A 15118-nucleotide genomic window follows, 5' to 3' on the forward strand; every position below is an offset into this window, starting at 1 on the left:
ACGCCGGGGCAGCGCATGACCGATTCGTACAAGACCCGCTGTGCGGCTGCGTTCTACGTTCGGACCATGACTCCACGACTCGACGCAATCGGCATCACCACCGCGGATCTGGCCGCATCGCTCGCCTTCTACCGCCGGCTCGGGCTCGACATCCCCGCCGGAGCGGACTCCGCACCCCATGTCGAAGTGACCCTGCCGAACGGACAGCGCATCCTGTGGGACACCGAGGACGTCATCCGCTCCTTCGACCCCGGGTGGGCCGGTTCGCAAGGGGGTGACCGGGTCGGGCTCGCGTTCGTCTGCGACAGCCCGGCGGAGGTGGACGCGGTGTACGCCGACCTGACCGGCGCCGGGTACCAGGGCCATCTGAAGCCGTGGGACGCCGTGTGGGGGCAGCGTTACGCGGTAGTCCTCGACCCGGACGGCTGCGCGGTGTCACTCTTCGCCGACGCCTCGCAGTAGGCGGTCAGGGTCGTACCGGCCAGTTCGCGCATCTCCCGCGCGAGGTGCGCCTGGTCGGTGCAGCCCGCCGCGAGCGCCGCATCGGCGTACGGCATGCCGGTCCGTACGAGGGCCAGTGCGCGCTGCAGTCGCAGGATCCGGGCCAGGGTCTTGGGCCCGTAGCCGAAGGCCGCCAGCGATCGGCGGTGCAACTGCCGGGCGCCGAGACCGGCCGTGTGCGCGGTGGCGGCGACCGACCGCCCCTGCGCGAGCTGCCCTGCGACGGACCGCATCAGCGGATCCGGCGGCCCGGTGGCGGCCGCCCGACGCAGCGCCAGGGACTCCAGTGCGGCACCGGGGTCGGCGGCGTCGGCGATGCGCTCGGTGAGGATGCGCACCTGGGTACCCGGCCACAGATCGGCGAGGTCGACCCGCAGGTCGCGCAGTTCGTGTGCCGGTACGCCGAGGAGGGCCGGGGCGGTGCCCGGGGCGAACCTGATGCCGGTGAACCGGCCGCCGGTGCCTTCGGAGGGTTCGTACGCGTGGGTGTCGGGCCCGGCGACGATCAGTCGGCCGTCCATCCAGAGCAGGTCCATGCAGCCGTCGGGCAGCACGGGCCGGACAGGCCCCTGCGGCACCTGCCGCGTCCAGACGATCGCCCCGTCGAAGCGGGACTCCCGCTCTGCGTACCTTTCGCCCATACCTCACACGGTAATGTCGCCGGGCAACCGTTTCGGCTTCCTGGTCGCCCGGTGCGACACCGGCGGCACTACGGCCGCGACTTCGGGGACCCCTTGCCCTGCCGATCCGCGTCCTTGGACGTGTCCTTCGTCGTCTCCTTGTCGCGGCTCGGCTGCCGCAGCCTGGACTTCACATCGTCGGGCGGCAGGAACCTCGACCACCGCTCAGGGAACTCGGACGGCATATAGGGGGTGTCGCCCTCGTCGATGTCGTCCCAGTCCGCCTCGGCGTTCTCCGCCTGCGCCCGCGCCAGGAGCTCCGCGGCCTGGGCCGCTCGCACCCGGTCGTTGGCCGCACGCGCCGCCGCCGTCGCCAGCGAAGGCCACACCCGATCGATGGCGGCGTTGACCGCCGCCCCCACCAGCACCGCGAACGCGGAGATGCCGATCCACAGCAACACGGCGATCGGGGCGGCCAGCGAGCCGTAGATCGTCGGCCCCTCGACCGTGCTGGTCAGATAGATCCGCAGCAGGAAGCTCCCGACCACCCACATCGCGAGCGCCACGAGCGCACCCGGCACGTCCTCGATCCACGGCGAGCGGACCGGCACGGACACGTGGTAGAGCGTCGTCAGGAACGCGATCGACAGCAGGATCACCAGGGGCCAGTAGAAGATGCTTATGACCTCCGTGCCCCACGGGATGAACTCCACGACCCGGTCGGGGCCGACCACGAGCAGCGGCAGCACGACCGCGCCGAGCAGCAGCGCCACGATGTACAGCAGGAAGGAGAGCAGCCGTGTCTTGACGATGCCGCGCTGGCCGTCGAGGCCGTACATCACGGTGATCGTCTCGATGAAGACGTTCACCGCGCGGGACCCCGACCAGAGAGCGATCGCGAAGCCGATGGAGATGACATCGGGGCGGGCGCCGGTCGTGACGTCCGCCAGGAGCGGTTTGGCGAAGTCGTTGACGCCCCGCTGGGACAGGACCGTCTGCGCCGCGTTCAGGATGTTGCGCTCGATGGACGCGACCGTGGTGGTGTTCGTCCACTCATCGACGTAGCCGAGCAGTCCGATCAGTCCGAGGAGCAGCGGCGGCAGCGACAGCAGGGTGAAGAACGCCGCCTCGGCCGCGAGCCCGAGAATGCGGTACTCCATGCACGAATTGACGGTGTCCTTGAGCAGCTGCCAGACCATCTGCCGCTTGGATACGTTGCGGTAGAGGACTCGGGCCCGGTGGAGCCGGCCCGGTGGCCGCTCGGGTGTTTCATTTGCTGCCTGCACATCCTTACCGTATCGGCATGGCAGCCACCACCCACACAGTGTCCAACCAGGTCCCGCCCCTGGTCGACTACGACGTCTTCGCCGCCGACCGCGCGCTCACCGAGGCCGTCGAGCGGCACCTCGCGCCCGAGCTGCTCGCCGGTGCACGCGACGAGCTGGGCGAGCTGGGCCGGTCCGCCGGGTCCGCGCAGGTCCAGCGGTGGGGTGCGCAGGCGAACGAGTACCCGCCGACACTGCGTACCCATGACCGGTACGGGCATCGCATCGACGAAGTGGAGTTCCATCCGGCCTGGCACCGGCTGCTGGGGCACGCGGTCACCGCCGGGCTGACCGACGCCTGGGGCCGGCCGGGCGGTCATGTGCGGCGCGCCGCCGGGTTCCTGGTGTGGACGCAGCCCGAGGGCGGGCACGGCTGCCCGCTGTCGATGACGCATGCGGCGGTGCCCGCGCTGCGGACCGATCCGGTGCTGGCCGCCGAGTGGGAGCCGCGCCTGACCTCGTGGGTGTACGAGGCGGGGCTGCGGCCCCCCGCGCAGAAGGCCGGGGTGCTCTTCGGAATGGGCATGACGGAGAAGCAGGGCGGCTCCGACGTGCGGGCCAACACGACGCGGGCCGAGCCGCTGTCGGCCGACGGCGAGTATCTGCTGACCGGGCACAAGTGGTTCTGCTCGGCTCCGATGTCCGACGGCTTCCTGGTGCTGGCTCAGGCGCCCGGCGGGCTGACGTGCTTCCTGCTGCCCCGGGTGCTGCCGGACGGCACCCGCAACGTGTTCGCGATCCAGCGTCTCAAGGACAAACTGGGCAACCGGTCCAACGCGTCGAGCGAGGTCGAGTTCGACGGGACGTGGGCACGCCGGGTCGGCGACGAGGGGCGCGGGGTGCGCACCATCATCGAGATGGTCGCCGCGACCCGGCTGGACTGTGTGCTCGGTTCGGCGGCACTGATGCGGCAGGCGGTGGCGCAGGCGATCCACCACTGCACCTACCGCAGCGCGTTCGGCGGGGTGCTGATCGAGAAGCCGCTGATGCGCAATGTGCTGGCCGATCTGGCGCTGGAGTCGGAGGCGGCGACGGTGCTGGCGCTGCGGCTGGCTGCTGCGTACGACGCCGATACGGAGGCGGAGCGGGCGTTCCTGCGGATCGCGGTGCCGACGGCGAAGTACTGGGTGACGAAGCGGTGCACACCGCTGGCCGCCGAGGCGCTGGAGTGTCTGGGCGGCAATGGTTACGTCGAGGAGTCCGGGATGCCGCGGCTGCTGCGTGAGGCGCCGCTCAACTCGATCTGGGAGGGCTCGGGGAACGTACAGGCGCTGGATGTGCTGCGGGCGCTGCAGCGCGAGCCGCAGGCGCTGAACGCGTTCCTGCAGGAGGTCGGCAGGGCGCGCGGTGCGGATCACCGGCTGGACGGGGCGATCAAGGACATGCTGACCGAGCTGGCCGATCTGAACGGGATCGAGGCGCGCGCCCGGCGGCTCGTCGAGCGGATGGCGCTGGTGCTGCAGGGTTCGCTGCTGGTGCGCTGGGCGCCGCCGGAGGTGGCCGACGCGTTCTGCGCGTCACGGCTGGGCGGGGACTGGGGTTCGGCGTTCGGGACGCTGCCGCACAGCCTGGACCTGGCCTCGATCGTGGAGCGGGCCCGGCCCGTCGCGCCCTGAGCAGGAACAGCGACGAAGGGTGGTGCTGCGCCGACACGGCACCACCCTTCATGCTGTGCACACCGAACAGCGGGGCACAGGCTCCGCCGCGCGGTATTACGCCACTCTCGTACGTATCGACACGCGACCGCCAGAGTTGCAAAGGGTTGCAACGAGTGTGTGGAGTGCGCAGTATCGGGAACCCCACAACGACAGGATGGAAGCCGGGCCGTGGACTCGGCTCCGGCAGCTGGGGGGATCGACGGTGGAGACAGGTCCGGTCGAGGTGACACGGCTGGCCGCCCTGGGTTCGGACCGGGCCACGCGCTTGCTCCACAAGGCCCGGGAGGCAAGGCTCGCAGGCGACCGCCCGCCCGTCGCACCACGGGCCGAGATCGGCGCCTCCTGGGACCGGGTGCTGCGCAGCGGCATCGACCCCGAGCAGTCCACCCAGAGTGTGCTGCTGGAGACGGACGAGATCGAGCACCGGCGCCGCAGTTCCGCGCTGGGTGAGGTGATGCCGCTGCTCAGCGACGGTCTGGTCTCCATCGCCGACACCGCGCAACAGATCATGGTCGTCACCGATACCGAGGGCCGGGTGCTCTGGCGGCAGGGCAACTCGGGGGTGCTCCGCCGGGCCGACGGCATCTGTCTGGAGGAGGGTGCGTCCTGGGCCGAGACGATCACCGGCACGAACGCGATCGGTACGGCGCTCGCCTCGCGCGCCCCGGTCCAGGTCCACTCGTCGGAGCATTTCGTCCGCAGTCTGCACTCCTGGACGTGTGCGGCGACCCCGGTCCGTGATCCGCGCGACGGCCGGCTGATCGGCATCGTCGACATCAGCGGCCCCGCGACCACATTCCATCCGATGACGCTGGCGCTGGTCGGTTCGGTGGCCCGGCTCGCCGAGAACGAGATCCGGACCCGGCATCTGGTCGCGGTCGACCGGCTGCGTTCGGTGGCAGCCCCGCTCCTCGCCCGGCTGGGCGGCCGGGCGCTGGCGGTGGACCCGCACGGCTGGCTGGCCGCCGTCACCGGCATGCCGCCGGTCGACCGGCTACCGCTGCCGAAGTCACTGCAGGCCGGCCGGGCGTGGCTGCCGTCGCTCGGTATGTGCCGGGTGGAGCCGCTGCCCGGCGGCTGGCTGGTGCAGGTGACGGACGAGCCGTCGGATGCGCCGCCGCGCCGGGTGGTCCTCGATCTGAGCCGGCCGCCCGGCCTCACGGTCACGGTGACGGGCCCGGTCGGCTCGTCGACCCAGCGGCTCTCGCCGCGCCATGCCGAGCTGCTGTACGCGCTGGCGCTGCACCCCGAGGGGCGTACGGCGTCGGAGCTGGCGGAGGACATCTTCGGCGATGCGACCCGGACCGTGACGGTGCGGGCGGAGATCTCACGGCTGCGGCGCCATCTGGCCGAGGTGCTGGCGCACCGGCCGTACCGCTTCGGTGAGGGGGTCGCGGTGGAGGTGATCCATCCGGAACACCCGGGCGATCTGCTGCCGCGCTCGACGGCGCCGGTGGTGGTCAGGGCCCGTACGTCGGCGTGACGGGAGCCGGGCCGTGACCGGAGTCGCAGTCCAGGCAGCGGGACAGGCTTTGGCCAGAGCTGTACAGCATGATTCCCTGGCAGGCATGAGCAACCCTGAGCCCGCCCCGGCCGCCGCCGAGGTGACCGTCTGGTCCCTGGAACAGACCTCCCCCGACGATCTGCGGCCCGCCGCGGCCCCCGAGGGCGACGTCCGGATCGTACGGTCGGCGGTGCCGCTGCCGGAGTTCAGCCGCTTCCTGTACACGGCGGTCGGCGGCGACATCCAGTGGACCGACCGGCTCTCGATGACGTACGCCGAGTGGCAGGAGGCCCTGGACCGGCCCGGGGCGGAGACCTGGGTGGCGTACGAGAACGGGACCCCGGCCGGCTACATCGAGCTGGACCCGCAGGACGACGGCGTGGTCGAGATCATGTACTTCGGCCTGATCCCGGCCTTCCGGGGGCGCCGGATCGGCGGTCATCTTCTCGCGTACGGGGCAGCGCGAGCCTGGGACCTGGCGGAGCGCTGGCCGGAGCGGCCGCCGACGAAGCGGGTATGGCTGCACACCTGCTCCAAGGACGGCCCGCACGCCATGGACAACTATCTGCGCCGCGGGTTCAGGCTCTTCGACACCAAGGTCGAGCTGGAGGCGGACGTGTCGACGCCGGGACCGTGGCCCGGCGCCGCCCGATAGAGCGGCACGTTTCGACCAATACCCCCATTACGGGCGCCCTGACACAGGCAGTGAGGTGACGGCCGCCACACCGTCTCACTTTTCGGGACAGTCTCGTCCACATCATGGATTGCGGTGGACTGTCCCGAGAGGCGCGTGACACGCTTCCGTCATGTCTGGAACTGGAATTGCCTTGGTGAGTCGACGCCACGTCGACTTCGGCCGCATGTCCAGCGCCATCTGTCCGGCGGGCTGAGAGTCCCAGCACCGCCGCGATCCCCCTTTCTCTGCCACACCTGCGCACCGCCGCGCCTCAGCGCGAGTGTGCAGATCAGAGCCGCCCTCCTGCAGTCCCGAAGGACGTACTGTCATGGCCGCTACCCCGGAACAGCCTGCGACCACCACGCCCCGCCGCAAGGCCGGACGCCACCGCGGCGAAGGCCAGTGGGCCGTGGGGCACCACACTCCGCTCAACGGCAATGAGCAGTTCAAGAAGGACGACGACGGTCTCAATGTGCGGACACGCATTGAGACGATCTACTCCAAGCGGGGTTTCGACTCGATCGACCCGAACGACCTGCGTGGGCGCATGCGTTGGTGGGGTCTGTACACCCAGCGCAAGCCCGGGATCGACGGCGGCAAGACCGCGATCCTGGAGCCGGAGGAACTGGACGACAAGTACTTCATGCTGCGGGTACGGATCGACGGCGGCCGGCTGACCACCGCGCAACTGCGGGTCATCGGCGAGATCTCGCAGGAGTACGCGCGCGGCACTGCGGACATCACCGACCGGCAGAACATCCAGCTGCACTGGATCCGCATCGAGGACGTCCCGGCGATCTGGGAGAAGCTGGAGGCCGTCGGGCTCTCCACCACCGAGGCGTGCGGCGACTGCCCCCGCGTGATCATCGGCTCCCCGGTGGCGGGCATCGCCGCCGACGAGATCGTCGACGGCACGCCCGCCGTCGACGAGATCCACGACCGCTACATCGGCAGCAAGGAATTCTCCAACCTGCCGCGCAAGTTCAAGACCGCGATCTCCGGTTCGCCGGTGCAGGACGTGGTCCACGAGATCAACGACATCGCGTTCGTCGGCGTGGTCCACCCCGAGCACGGTCCGGGCTTCGACGTCTGGGTCGGTGGCGGGCTCTCCACCAACCCGCGGCTCGCCGAGCGGCTGGGCGCATGGGTGCCGCTCGACGAGGTGCCGGACGTCTGGGCCGGAGTCGTCGGTATCTTCCGCGACTACGGCTACCGCCGGCTGCGCACCCGCGCGCGGCTGAAGTTCCTGATGGCCGACTGGGGCCCCGTGAAGTTCCGCCAGGTGCTGGAGGACGAGTACCTCAAGCGCCCGCTGCTCGACGGCCCTGCCCCCGAGCAGCCGAGCAACCGCTGGCGCGACCACGTGGGTGTCCACGAGCAGCAGGACGGCCGTTTCTACGTCGGGTTCGCGCCCCGGGTCGGCCGCGTGGACGGCACCACGCTGGCCAAGATCGCCGACCTGGCGGCCGCGCACGGCTCGGACCGGCTGCGTACCACCGTCGAGCAGAAGATGCTCATCCTCGACGTGGAGCGGGACCAGGTGGACTCCCTGGTTGCCGGTCTCGAGGCGCTCGACTTCCAGGTGAAGCCCTCGCCGTTCCGGCGCGGCACGATGGCCTGCACCGGCATCGAGTTCTGCAAGCTGGCGATCGTCGAGACGAAGGCGCGCGGCGCCTCGCTGATCGACGAACTGGAGCGCCGCCTGCCGGACTTCGACGAGCCGCTGACCATCAATGTCAACGGATGCCCCAACGCCTGCGCCCGCATCCAGACCGCGGACATCGGCCTCAAGGGCCAGCTCGTCCTGGACGCCGACGGCAACCAGGTGGAGGGCTTCCAGGTGCACCTGGGCGGCGCGCTGGGTCTGGAGGCCGGGTTCGGTCGCAAGGTCCGTGGCCTGAAGGTCACTTCGGCCGAGCTGCCGGACTATGTCGAGCGGGTGCTCGGCCGGTTCCAGAAGGAGCGCGAGGACGGCGAGCGGTTCGCGACGTGGGCGGCGCGGGCCAGTGCGGAGTCGCTGTCATGAGCGGCCGCGCCGCACCGTTCTACTGCCCGTACTGCGGGGACGAGGACCTGCGCCCGCACGAGACCGGGCACGGGGCCTGGGAATGTGCATCCTGCAACCGCGCGTTCCAGCTCAAGTTCCTGGGTCTGCTGACCCGGGGACTGCAGCGCAACGACGTTGAAGGGGACGGGACATGACGGACACTCTGCAGACCGATGACCTCAAGACCCTGGCCGAGCGCGCGGGCCGGGAGCTGGAGGACGCCTCCCCGCTGGAGATCCTGAAGTGGGCCGCCGACACCTTCGGCAAACGGTTCTGCGTCACCTCCTCGATGGAGGACGCGGTCGTGGCGCACCTCGCCTCCCGCGCCTTCCCCGGCGTCGACGTGGTCTTCCTCGACACCGGGTACCACTTCGAGGAGACGATCGGGACCCGCGACGCGGTGGATGCCGTGATGGACGTCAATGTCATCACGCTGACCCCGCGTCAGAGCGTCGCCGAGCAGGACGCCGAGTACGGGCCGAAGCTGCATGACCGCGACCCCGACCTGTGCTGCAAGCTGCGGAAGGTCAAGCCCCTTGAGGAGGGTCTGACTTCGTACGCGGCCTGGGCGACCGGGCTGCGTCGCGACGAGTCCCCGACCCGGGCGAACACCCCGGTGGTCGGCTGGGACGAGAAGCGGCAGAAGGTCAAGATCTCGCCGATCGCGCGCTGGACGCAGGACGACGTGGACGCGTATGTCGCGGAGCACGGAGTCCTCACCAACCCGCTGCTGATGGACGGGTACGCCTCCGTGGGCTGCGCGCCCTGCACCCGCCGGGTGCTGGAGGGCGAGGACGCGCGCGCCGGCCGCTGGGCCGGACGGGGCAAGACCGAGTGCGGGCTGCACGACTGATGACGACTGATCAGGAGACTTCGATGAGCGTGACGGAGACGGGAGCCACCATCTGGCTCACCGGTCTGCCGAGCGCGGGCAAGACCACCATCGCGTACGAACTGGCCGGCCGGCTGCGCGGCGAGGGCCACCGGGTGGAGGTGCTCGACGGCGACGAGATCCGGGAGTTCCTCTCCGCGGGGCTCGGCTTCTCCCGCGAGGACCGGCACACCAACGTCCAGCGGATCGGCTTCGTCGCCGAACTCCTGGCCGCCAACGGCGTGAAGGTGCTGGTTCCGGTCATCGCCCCGTACGCGGACAGCCGTGACGCCGTACGCAAGCGCCATCAGGCGGAGGGCACCGCGTATCTGGAGGTGCATGTCGCGACTCCGGTGGAGGTGTGCTCCGTACGCGATGTGAAGGGCCTCTACGCCAAGCAGGCGGCGGGCGAGATCAGCGGGCTCACCGGGGTCGACGACCCGTACGAGGCGCCCGAGTCGCCGGACCTGCGGATCGAGTCGCACCAGCAGACCGTGCAGGAGTCCGCGGCGGAGCTGTATGCGCTGCTGAGCGAGAGGGGTGCAGCGTGACGACCGTCGCGACTGTGTCGGAAGGCACCGACAATCCGTACGCACTCAGCCACCTGGACTCCCTGGAGTCCGAGGCGGTGCACATCTTCCGTGAGGTGGCGGGGGAGTTCGAACGGCCGGTGATCCTGTTCTCCGGCGGCAAGGACTCCATCCTGATGCTGCATCTGGCGCTCAAGGCGTTCGCGCCCGCGCCGGTGCCGTTCGCACTGCTGCATGTGGACACGGGACACAACTTCCCCGAGGTCCTGGAGTACCGCGACCGCACGGTCGCCGAGCACGGGCTGCGGCTGCATGTGGCCTCCGTGCAGGAGTACATCGACGCCGGGAAGCTCCGCGAGCGCCCCGACGGTACGCGCAACCCGCTGCAGACCGTGCCGCTGACCGAGGCCATCCAGCAGCACCGCTTCGACGCCGTGTTCGGCGGCGGCCGCCGCGACGAGGAGAAGGCACGCGCCAAGGAGCGGGTCTTCTCGCTGCGCGACGAGTTCTCCCAGTGGGACCCGCGCCGCCAGCGCCCCGAGCTGTGGCAGCTGTACAACGGCCGGCACGCCCCCGGCGAGCACGTCCGGGTCTTCCCGATCTCCAACTGGACCGAGCTCGACGTCTGGCAGTACATCGAGCGCGAGGGCATCGAGCTCCCGGAGATCTACTTCGCCCATGAGCGGGAGGTCTTCAACCGGTCCGGGATGTGGCTGACCGCCGGTGACTGGGGCGGCCCCAAGGAGGGCGAGCGGGTCGAGACCCGGCAGGTGCGCTACCGCACCGTCGGCGACATGTCCTGCACCGGCGCCGTCGACTCCGACGCCACGACGCTCGCCGCGGTGATCACCGAGATCGCCGCCTCCCGGCTCACCGAGCGGGGCGCGACACGCGCCGACGACAAGATGTCCGAGGCCGCGATGGAAGACCGCAAGCGCGAGGGGTACTTCTAGGATGACCACATTCACCCAGCACGCAGAGCAGTTGTCGACCACGACCCTGCTGCGGTTCGCCACCGCGGGGTCCGTCGACGACGGCAAGTCCACCCTCGTCGGACGCCTGCTGCACGACTCCAAGTCGGTCCTCACCGACCAACTGGAGGCCGTCGAGCACGCCTCGCGCAACCGGGGCCAGGAGGCGCCGGACCTGGCGCTGCTGACCGACGGGCTGCGGGCCGAGCGCGAGCAGGGCATCACCATCGATGTCGCCTACCGCTACTTCGCCACGCCGCGCCGCCGGTTCATCCTGGCCGACACCCCGGGGCATGTGCAGTACACCCGGAACATGGTGACGGGTGCCTCGACCGCCGAGCTCGCCGTCGTCCTGGTCGACGCCCGCAACGGTGTCGTCGAGCAGACCCGCCGGCACGCCGCCGTCGCCGCGCTGCTGCGGGTGCCGCACGTGGTCCTCGCCGTCAACAAGATGGACCTGGTCGACTACGCGGAGCCCGTATTCGCCGCCATCGCGGAGGAGTTCACCGCGTACGCGGCCTCGCTCGGCGTCCCGGAGATCACCGCGATCCCGATCTCCGCGCTGGCCGGTGACAACGTCGTGGAGCCGTCCGCGCACATGGACTGGTACGGCGGTCCGACGGTGCTGGAGCACCTGGAGACGGTGCCGGTCAGCCACGACCTCACCGCCTGCCACGCACGCTTCCCCGTCCAGTACGTGATCCGGCCGCAGACCGCCGAGCACCCCGACTACCGGGGCTACGCGGGCCAGATCGCCGCCGGTGCGTTCCGCGTGGGCGAGGCCGTCACCGTCCTTCCGTCCGGCCGTACGTCGACGATCGCCGGGATCGACGCGCTCGGCGAGAGCGTGGACATCGCCTGGGCGCCCCAGTCGGTGACCATCCGGCTGGCCGACGACATCGACGTCTCGCGCGGTGACCTGATCGCACCGGCCGACGACGCACCGGCAGTCACTCAGGACGTCGAGGCGACCGTCTGCCACGTCGCCGACCAGCCGCTCGCCGTCGGCCAGCGGGTGCTGCTCAAGCACACCACCCGCACGGTCAAGGCGATCGTCAAGGACATCCCGTCCCGGCTGACGCTGGACGACCTCTCGCAGCACCCGGCGCCCGGCCGGCTCGTCGCCAACGACATCGGCCGGGTAGTCGTCCGTACCGCCGAACCGCTCGCGCTCGACGCCTACGCGGACTCGCGCCGCACCGGTTCGTTCCTGCTGATCGACCCGGCGGACGGCACCACGCTCACGGCCGGCATGGCGGGCCAGGCGTTCGCCGCCGCGGCCACGGGCGAGGAAGCCGCCACCGACGACCCCGAATGGGACTTCTGATGAGTATCGACGTCTTCGCGACGTTCGCGAAGGAGGGGGGCCGCGTCGGCAGCGGCACCCTCGGCAGCGGCCAGGGCGGGGTTGCGCGATGTGCGTGATGACGTACGCGCACTGCCTGCGCGCCCGCTTGCACCAACCGCACCGCCTGTACCGCCAGTTCAGACGAAGACATGCCGACTTCCCGGCCGCGTCCCCGTAACCGACGAGGGACGCGAGTACCGGGCCAACGAGAGGAAAGCCTCCCGTGCCTGCCACCCGTATCACCCTGCGCCGCAGCCTCGCCGCTGCCGCCGCTCTGCCGCTGCTCGCCGTGGCGCTCACCGCCTGCGGTTACGGCTCCGAGGCGAAGGACGACGACGCCAAGAAGGCGAACGTCTCCTCCGGCGGCAAGAAGCTCTCCGCGGACACCGTGAAGATCGGCTACTTCCCGAACCTCACGCACGCCACCGCCCTGGTCGGCATCCAGGAAGGCCTGATCGCCAAGGAGCTCGGCGGCACGACGGTCAAGCCGTCGACGTTCAACGCCGGGCCGTCCGAGATCGAGGCGCTCAACGCGGGGTCGATCGACATCGGCTTCATCGGCCCCTCCCCCGCCATCAACGGCTTCGCCAAGTCCAAGGGCAAGAGCCTGCGGATCATCGGCGGTTCGGCGTCCGGCGGTGTGAAGCTGGTCGTCAACCCCAAGAAGATCAAGACCCTGGACGACCTCAAGGGCAAGAAGATCGCCACCCCGCAGCTCGGCAACACCCAGGACGTGGCGTTCCTCAACTGGATCTCCGAGAAGGGCTGGAAGGTCGACGCCCAGAGCGGCAAGGGCGACGTCTCCGTGGTCCGTACGGACAACAAGGTGACCCCGGACGCCTACAAGGCCGGTTCCATCGACGGTGCCTGGGTCCCGGAGCCGACCGCGTCCAAGCTGGTCGCGCAGGGCGCCAAGGTGCTCCTCGACGAGTCGACGCTCTGGCCGGACAAGAAGTTCGTGATCACGAACATCATCGTGTCGCAGAAGTTCCTCAGCGAGCACCCGGACGTCGTCGAGGCGGTGCTGCGCGGTTCGGTCAACACCAACGCGTGGATCAACGCCAACCCGGACAAGGCGAAGGCCTCCGCCAACGCGGCGCTCAAGGAGCTGTCCGGCAAGGCGCTGCCGCCCGAGGTCATCGACCCGGCGTGGAAGTCCGTCCAGTTCACCGATGACCCGCTGGCCGCCACCCTCGACACGGAGGCCAAGCACGCGGTGAAGGCCGGTCTGCTGGAGCAGACGGACCTGAGCGGCATCTACGACCTGAAGCCGCTGAACAAGATCCTCAAGGCCGCGGGCAAGCCCGAGGTCGCCGACGCCGGTCTCGGCGTCAAGTAACCCCCGACCGATCCAGGATCTCCCAGGAGGTGACGACCATGGCGACGACCACTCTCACCAAGGCCGAGGACCGTGTATCGGCCGGGCACGCCGCCCGTATCGCGCACGTCTCGAAGTCCTTCGGCGGACCGGAGGGGACGCAGCTCGTCCTGGACGACATCACGCTCGATGTCGCGCCCGGCGAGTTCGTCACCCTCCTGGGAGCTTCCGGGTGCGGTAAATCGACGCTGCTCAACCTGGTGGCCGGACTCGACCGCCCGACCGCGGGGTCCATCGAGACCCCCGGCGGGCGGCCGGCCCTGATGTTCCAGGAGCACGCCCTCTTCCCGTGGCTGACCGCGGGCAAGAACATCGAACTCGCGTTGCGGCTGCGTGGCGTACCCAAGTCCGACCGCCGTACCGAGGCGGAGCGGCTGCTCGAACTCGTACGGCTCGGCGGGGCCTACGGGAAGCGGGTGCACGAACTCTCGGGCGGCATGCGCCAGCGGGTGGCGATGGCCCGCGCGCTCGCCCAGGACAGTCAACTGCTGCTGATGGACGAGCCGTTCGCCGCGCTCGACGCCATCACCCGGGATGTGCTGCACGACGAGCTGACCCGGATCTGGCGCGAGACGAACGTCTCGGTCCTCTTCGTCACGCACAACGTGCGGGAGGCGGTCCGGCTCGCCGAGCGGGTCGTCCTGCTGTCGTCGCGGCCTGGCCGGATCGCCCGCGAGTGGACGGTCGACATCGACCAGCCGCGCCGCATCGAGGACACCGCGGTGGCGGAGCTGTCCGTCGAGATCACGGAACAACTGCGTGGGGAGATCCGCCGACATGGCCAGCACTGAGACCACCACTACCGAGGACGCCGCCGTCAAGGACGCCGCCCAGGACCTGGCCGGCCTCGAGGCGGGTCTTGACGCACTCGACGCGGTGCGGGTGAGCCGCACCCCGGTGCGCCAGGTGCTGGTGCAGAAGGTCCTGCCGCCGGTCGTGGCCATCGCACTCGTCCTGGTCGTCTGGCAGATCCTGATCTGGGCGAAGGTCACCGACGACTACAAGCTGCCGTCGCCGTCCCAGGTCTGGGACGAGGTGAGCAACGCCTGGGCGCAGGGCACCCTGCTCGGCTACATCTGGACGAGCGTCTCGCGCGGCCTGTTCGGCTTCCTGCTGGCGCTCGTCATCGGCACCCCGCTCGGGCTGCTGGTGGCGCGCGTGAAGGTGGTGCGCGCGGCGATCGGACCGGTACTCTCGGGTCTCCAGTCACTGCCGTCGGTGGCCTGGGTGCCGCCCGCGGTCCTCTGGCTGGGGCTCGACGACAGGATGATGTACGCGGTGATCCTGCTGGGCGCCGTCCCGTCGATCGCCAACGGTCTCGTCGCCGGTGTCGACCAGATCCCGCCGCTTCATCTGCGGGCGGGGCAGACGCTGGGCGCCACCGGGCTGCGCGGTACCTGGCACATCGTGCTGCCCGCCTCGCTGCCGGGCTATCTGGCGGGGCTGAAGCAGGGCTGGGCGTTCTCCTGGCGCTCGCTGATGGCCGCCGAGATCATCGCCTCGTCGCCCGATCTGGGCGTGGGCCTGGGGCAGTTGCTGGAGCAGGGCCGGGAGACCAGCAGCATGTCGATGGTGTTCCTCGCCATCTTCCTGATCCTGATCGTCGGCATCGCCATCGACCTGCTGATCTTCAGTCCGCTGGAGCGGTGGGTGCTGCGCAGCCGCGGCCTCCTCGTCAAGAACTGAGTA

The 15118-nt window shown here is 70.2% G+C and carries 15 protein-coding genes; 13 read left to right on the forward strand and 2 right to left on the reverse strand.

What is annotated here, in order from left to right; translation table 11 throughout:
* Positions 1–15 precede the first annotated feature (15 nt).
* A complete protein-coding gene (locus tag OHA03_RS03245) occupies positions 16–462 on the forward strand; it encodes a VOC family protein (protein WP_267000509.1) in 447 nt (148 codons plus the stop codon).
* Here OHA03_RS03245 and OHA03_RS03250 read toward each other — a convergent pair.
* Both OHA03_RS03250 and OHA03_RS03255 read right to left on the reverse strand, forming a co-directional pair.
* Complete coding sequence (locus tag OHA03_RS03250) at positions 399–1142, reverse strand: helix-turn-helix domain-containing protein (RefSeq protein WP_267000511.1); 744 nt, start codon at positions 1140–1142, stop codon at positions 399–401. The genes OHA03_RS03245 and OHA03_RS03250 overlap by 64 nt on opposite strands.
* A gap of 68 nt (positions 1143–1210) precedes the next feature.
* On the reverse strand, positions 1211–2407 hold the full coding sequence (locus OHA03_RS03255) for a YihY/virulence factor BrkB family protein (protein WP_267000513.1): 1197 nt from the start codon (positions 2405–2407) through the stop codon (positions 1211–1213).
* Positions 2408–2424: 17 nt separating this feature from the next.
* Here OHA03_RS03255 and OHA03_RS03260 point away from each other — a divergent pair, with 17 nt between their 5' ends.
* From OHA03_RS03260 to OHA03_RS03315, 12 genes are all read left to right on the forward strand, one after another.
* Positions 2425–4062, forward strand: a complete 1638-nt coding sequence (locus OHA03_RS03260; RefSeq protein ID WP_267000515.1) for an acyl-CoA dehydrogenase family protein — start codon at positions 2425–2427, stop codon at positions 4060–4062.
* Positions 4063–4306: 244 nt separating this feature from the next.
* Complete coding sequence (locus OHA03_RS03265; protein WP_267000518.1) at positions 4307–5587, forward strand: helix-turn-helix domain-containing protein; 1281 nt, start codon at positions 4307–4309, stop codon at positions 5585–5587.
* Positions 5588–5672: 85 nt separating this feature from the next.
* Positions 5673–6263, forward strand: coding sequence for a GNAT family N-acetyltransferase (locus OHA03_RS03270; RefSeq protein WP_267000520.1), 591 nt, complete (start codon positions 5673–5675; stop codon positions 6261–6263).
* A gap of 349 nt (positions 6264–6612) precedes the next feature.
* Complete coding sequence (locus OHA03_RS03275; RefSeq protein ID WP_267000522.1) at positions 6613–8310, forward strand: nitrite/sulfite reductase; 1698 nt, start codon at positions 6613–6615, stop codon at positions 8308–8310.
* On the forward strand, positions 8307–8486 hold the full coding sequence (locus OHA03_RS03280; RefSeq protein WP_267000524.1) for a hypothetical protein: 180 nt from the start codon (positions 8307–8309) through the stop codon (positions 8484–8486). The genes OHA03_RS03275 and OHA03_RS03280 overlap by 4 nt, the downstream gene beginning before the upstream one ends.
* Positions 8483–9184 (forward strand): phosphoadenylyl-sulfate reductase, encoded by a 702-nt coding sequence (locus OHA03_RS03285; protein WP_267000526.1) that lies wholly within the window; start codon positions 8483–8485, stop codon positions 9182–9184. Before OHA03_RS03280 ends, OHA03_RS03285 begins: the two co-directional genes overlap by 4 nt.
* Positions 9184–9753 (forward strand): adenylyl-sulfate kinase, encoded by a 570-nt coding sequence (gene cysC, locus OHA03_RS03290; RefSeq protein WP_078878713.1) that lies wholly within the window; start codon positions 9184–9186, stop codon positions 9751–9753. Before OHA03_RS03285 ends, cysC begins: the two co-directional genes overlap by 1 nt.
* Positions 9750–10685: a sulfate adenylyltransferase subunit CysD gene (gene cysD / locus OHA03_RS03295; RefSeq protein ID WP_267000528.1), complete on the forward strand. Its 936-nt coding sequence runs from the start codon at positions 9750–9752 to the stop codon at positions 10683–10685. Before cysC ends, cysD begins: the two co-directional genes overlap by 4 nt.
* A gap of 1 nt (position 10686) precedes the next feature.
* Positions 10687–12030, forward strand: a complete 1344-nt coding sequence (locus OHA03_RS03300; protein WP_267000530.1) for a sulfate adenylyltransferase subunit 1 — start codon at positions 10687–10689, stop codon at positions 12028–12030.
* A gap of 244 nt (positions 12031–12274) precedes the next feature.
* Positions 12275–13390 (forward strand): ABC transporter substrate-binding protein, encoded by a 1116-nt coding sequence (locus OHA03_RS03305; protein WP_267000532.1) that lies wholly within the window; start codon positions 12275–12277, stop codon positions 13388–13390.
* Between the two features lie 38 nt (positions 13391–13428).
* A complete protein-coding gene (locus OHA03_RS03310; RefSeq protein WP_267000534.1) occupies positions 13429–14220 on the forward strand; it encodes an ABC transporter ATP-binding protein in 792 nt (263 codons plus the stop codon).
* The gene (locus OHA03_RS03315) at positions 14207–15115 is read left to right on the forward strand and encodes an ABC transporter permease (RefSeq protein ID WP_267000536.1); all 909 of its coding nucleotides are present in this window, start codon (positions 14207–14209) and stop codon (positions 15113–15115) included. The genes OHA03_RS03310 and OHA03_RS03315 overlap by 14 nt, the downstream gene beginning before the upstream one ends.
* Positions 15116–15118: the final 3 nt, after the last annotated feature.

The organism is Streptomyces sp. NBC_00154 (genome assembly GCF_026342835.1).
Classification (GTDB): Bacteria; Actinomycetota; Actinomycetes; order Streptomycetales; family Streptomycetaceae; genus Streptomyces.

What these genes read in the sequence shown, in the direction of transcription:
- OHA03_RS03285 (WP_267000526.1), top strand. Translation starts at nt 8,483, where the DNA reads ATGACGGACACTCTGCAGACCGATGACCTCAAGACCCTGGCCGAGCGC.
- OHA03_RS03310 (WP_267000534.1), top strand. Translation starts at nt 13,429, where the DNA reads ATGGCGACGACCACTCTCACCAAGGCCGAGGACCGTGTATCGGCCGGG.
- OHA03_RS03245 (WP_267000509.1), top strand. Translation starts at nt 16, where the DNA reads ATGACCGATTCGTACAAGACCCGCTGTGCGGCTGCGTTCTACGTTCGG.
- OHA03_RS03300 (WP_267000530.1), top strand. Translation starts at nt 10,687, where the DNA reads ATGACCACATTCACCCAGCACGCAGAGCAGTTGTCGACCACGACCCTG.
- OHA03_RS03250 (WP_267000511.1), bottom strand. Translation starts at nt 1,142, where the DNA reads ATGGGCGAAAGGTACGCAGAGCGGGAGTCCCGCTTCGACGGGGCGATC.
- OHA03_RS03280 (WP_267000524.1), top strand. Translation starts at nt 8,307, where the DNA reads ATGAGCGGCCGCGCCGCACCGTTCTACTGCCCGTACTGCGGGGACGAG.
- OHA03_RS03275 (WP_267000522.1), top strand. Translation starts at nt 6,613, where the DNA reads ATGGCCGCTACCCCGGAACAGCCTGCGACCACCACGCCCCGCCGCAAG.
- OHA03_RS03315 (WP_267000536.1), top strand. Translation starts at nt 14,207, where the DNA reads ATGGCCAGCACTGAGACCACCACTACCGAGGACGCCGCCGTCAAGGAC.
- OHA03_RS03270 (WP_267000520.1), top strand. Translation starts at nt 5,673, where the DNA reads ATGAGCAACCCTGAGCCCGCCCCGGCCGCCGCCGAGGTGACCGTCTGG.
- OHA03_RS03260 (WP_267000515.1), top strand. Translation starts at nt 2,425, where the DNA reads ATGGCAGCCACCACCCACACAGTGTCCAACCAGGTCCCGCCCCTGGTC.
- cysC (WP_078878713.1), top strand. Translation starts at nt 9,184, where the DNA reads ATGACGACTGATCAGGAGACTTCGATGAGCGTGACGGAGACGGGAGCC.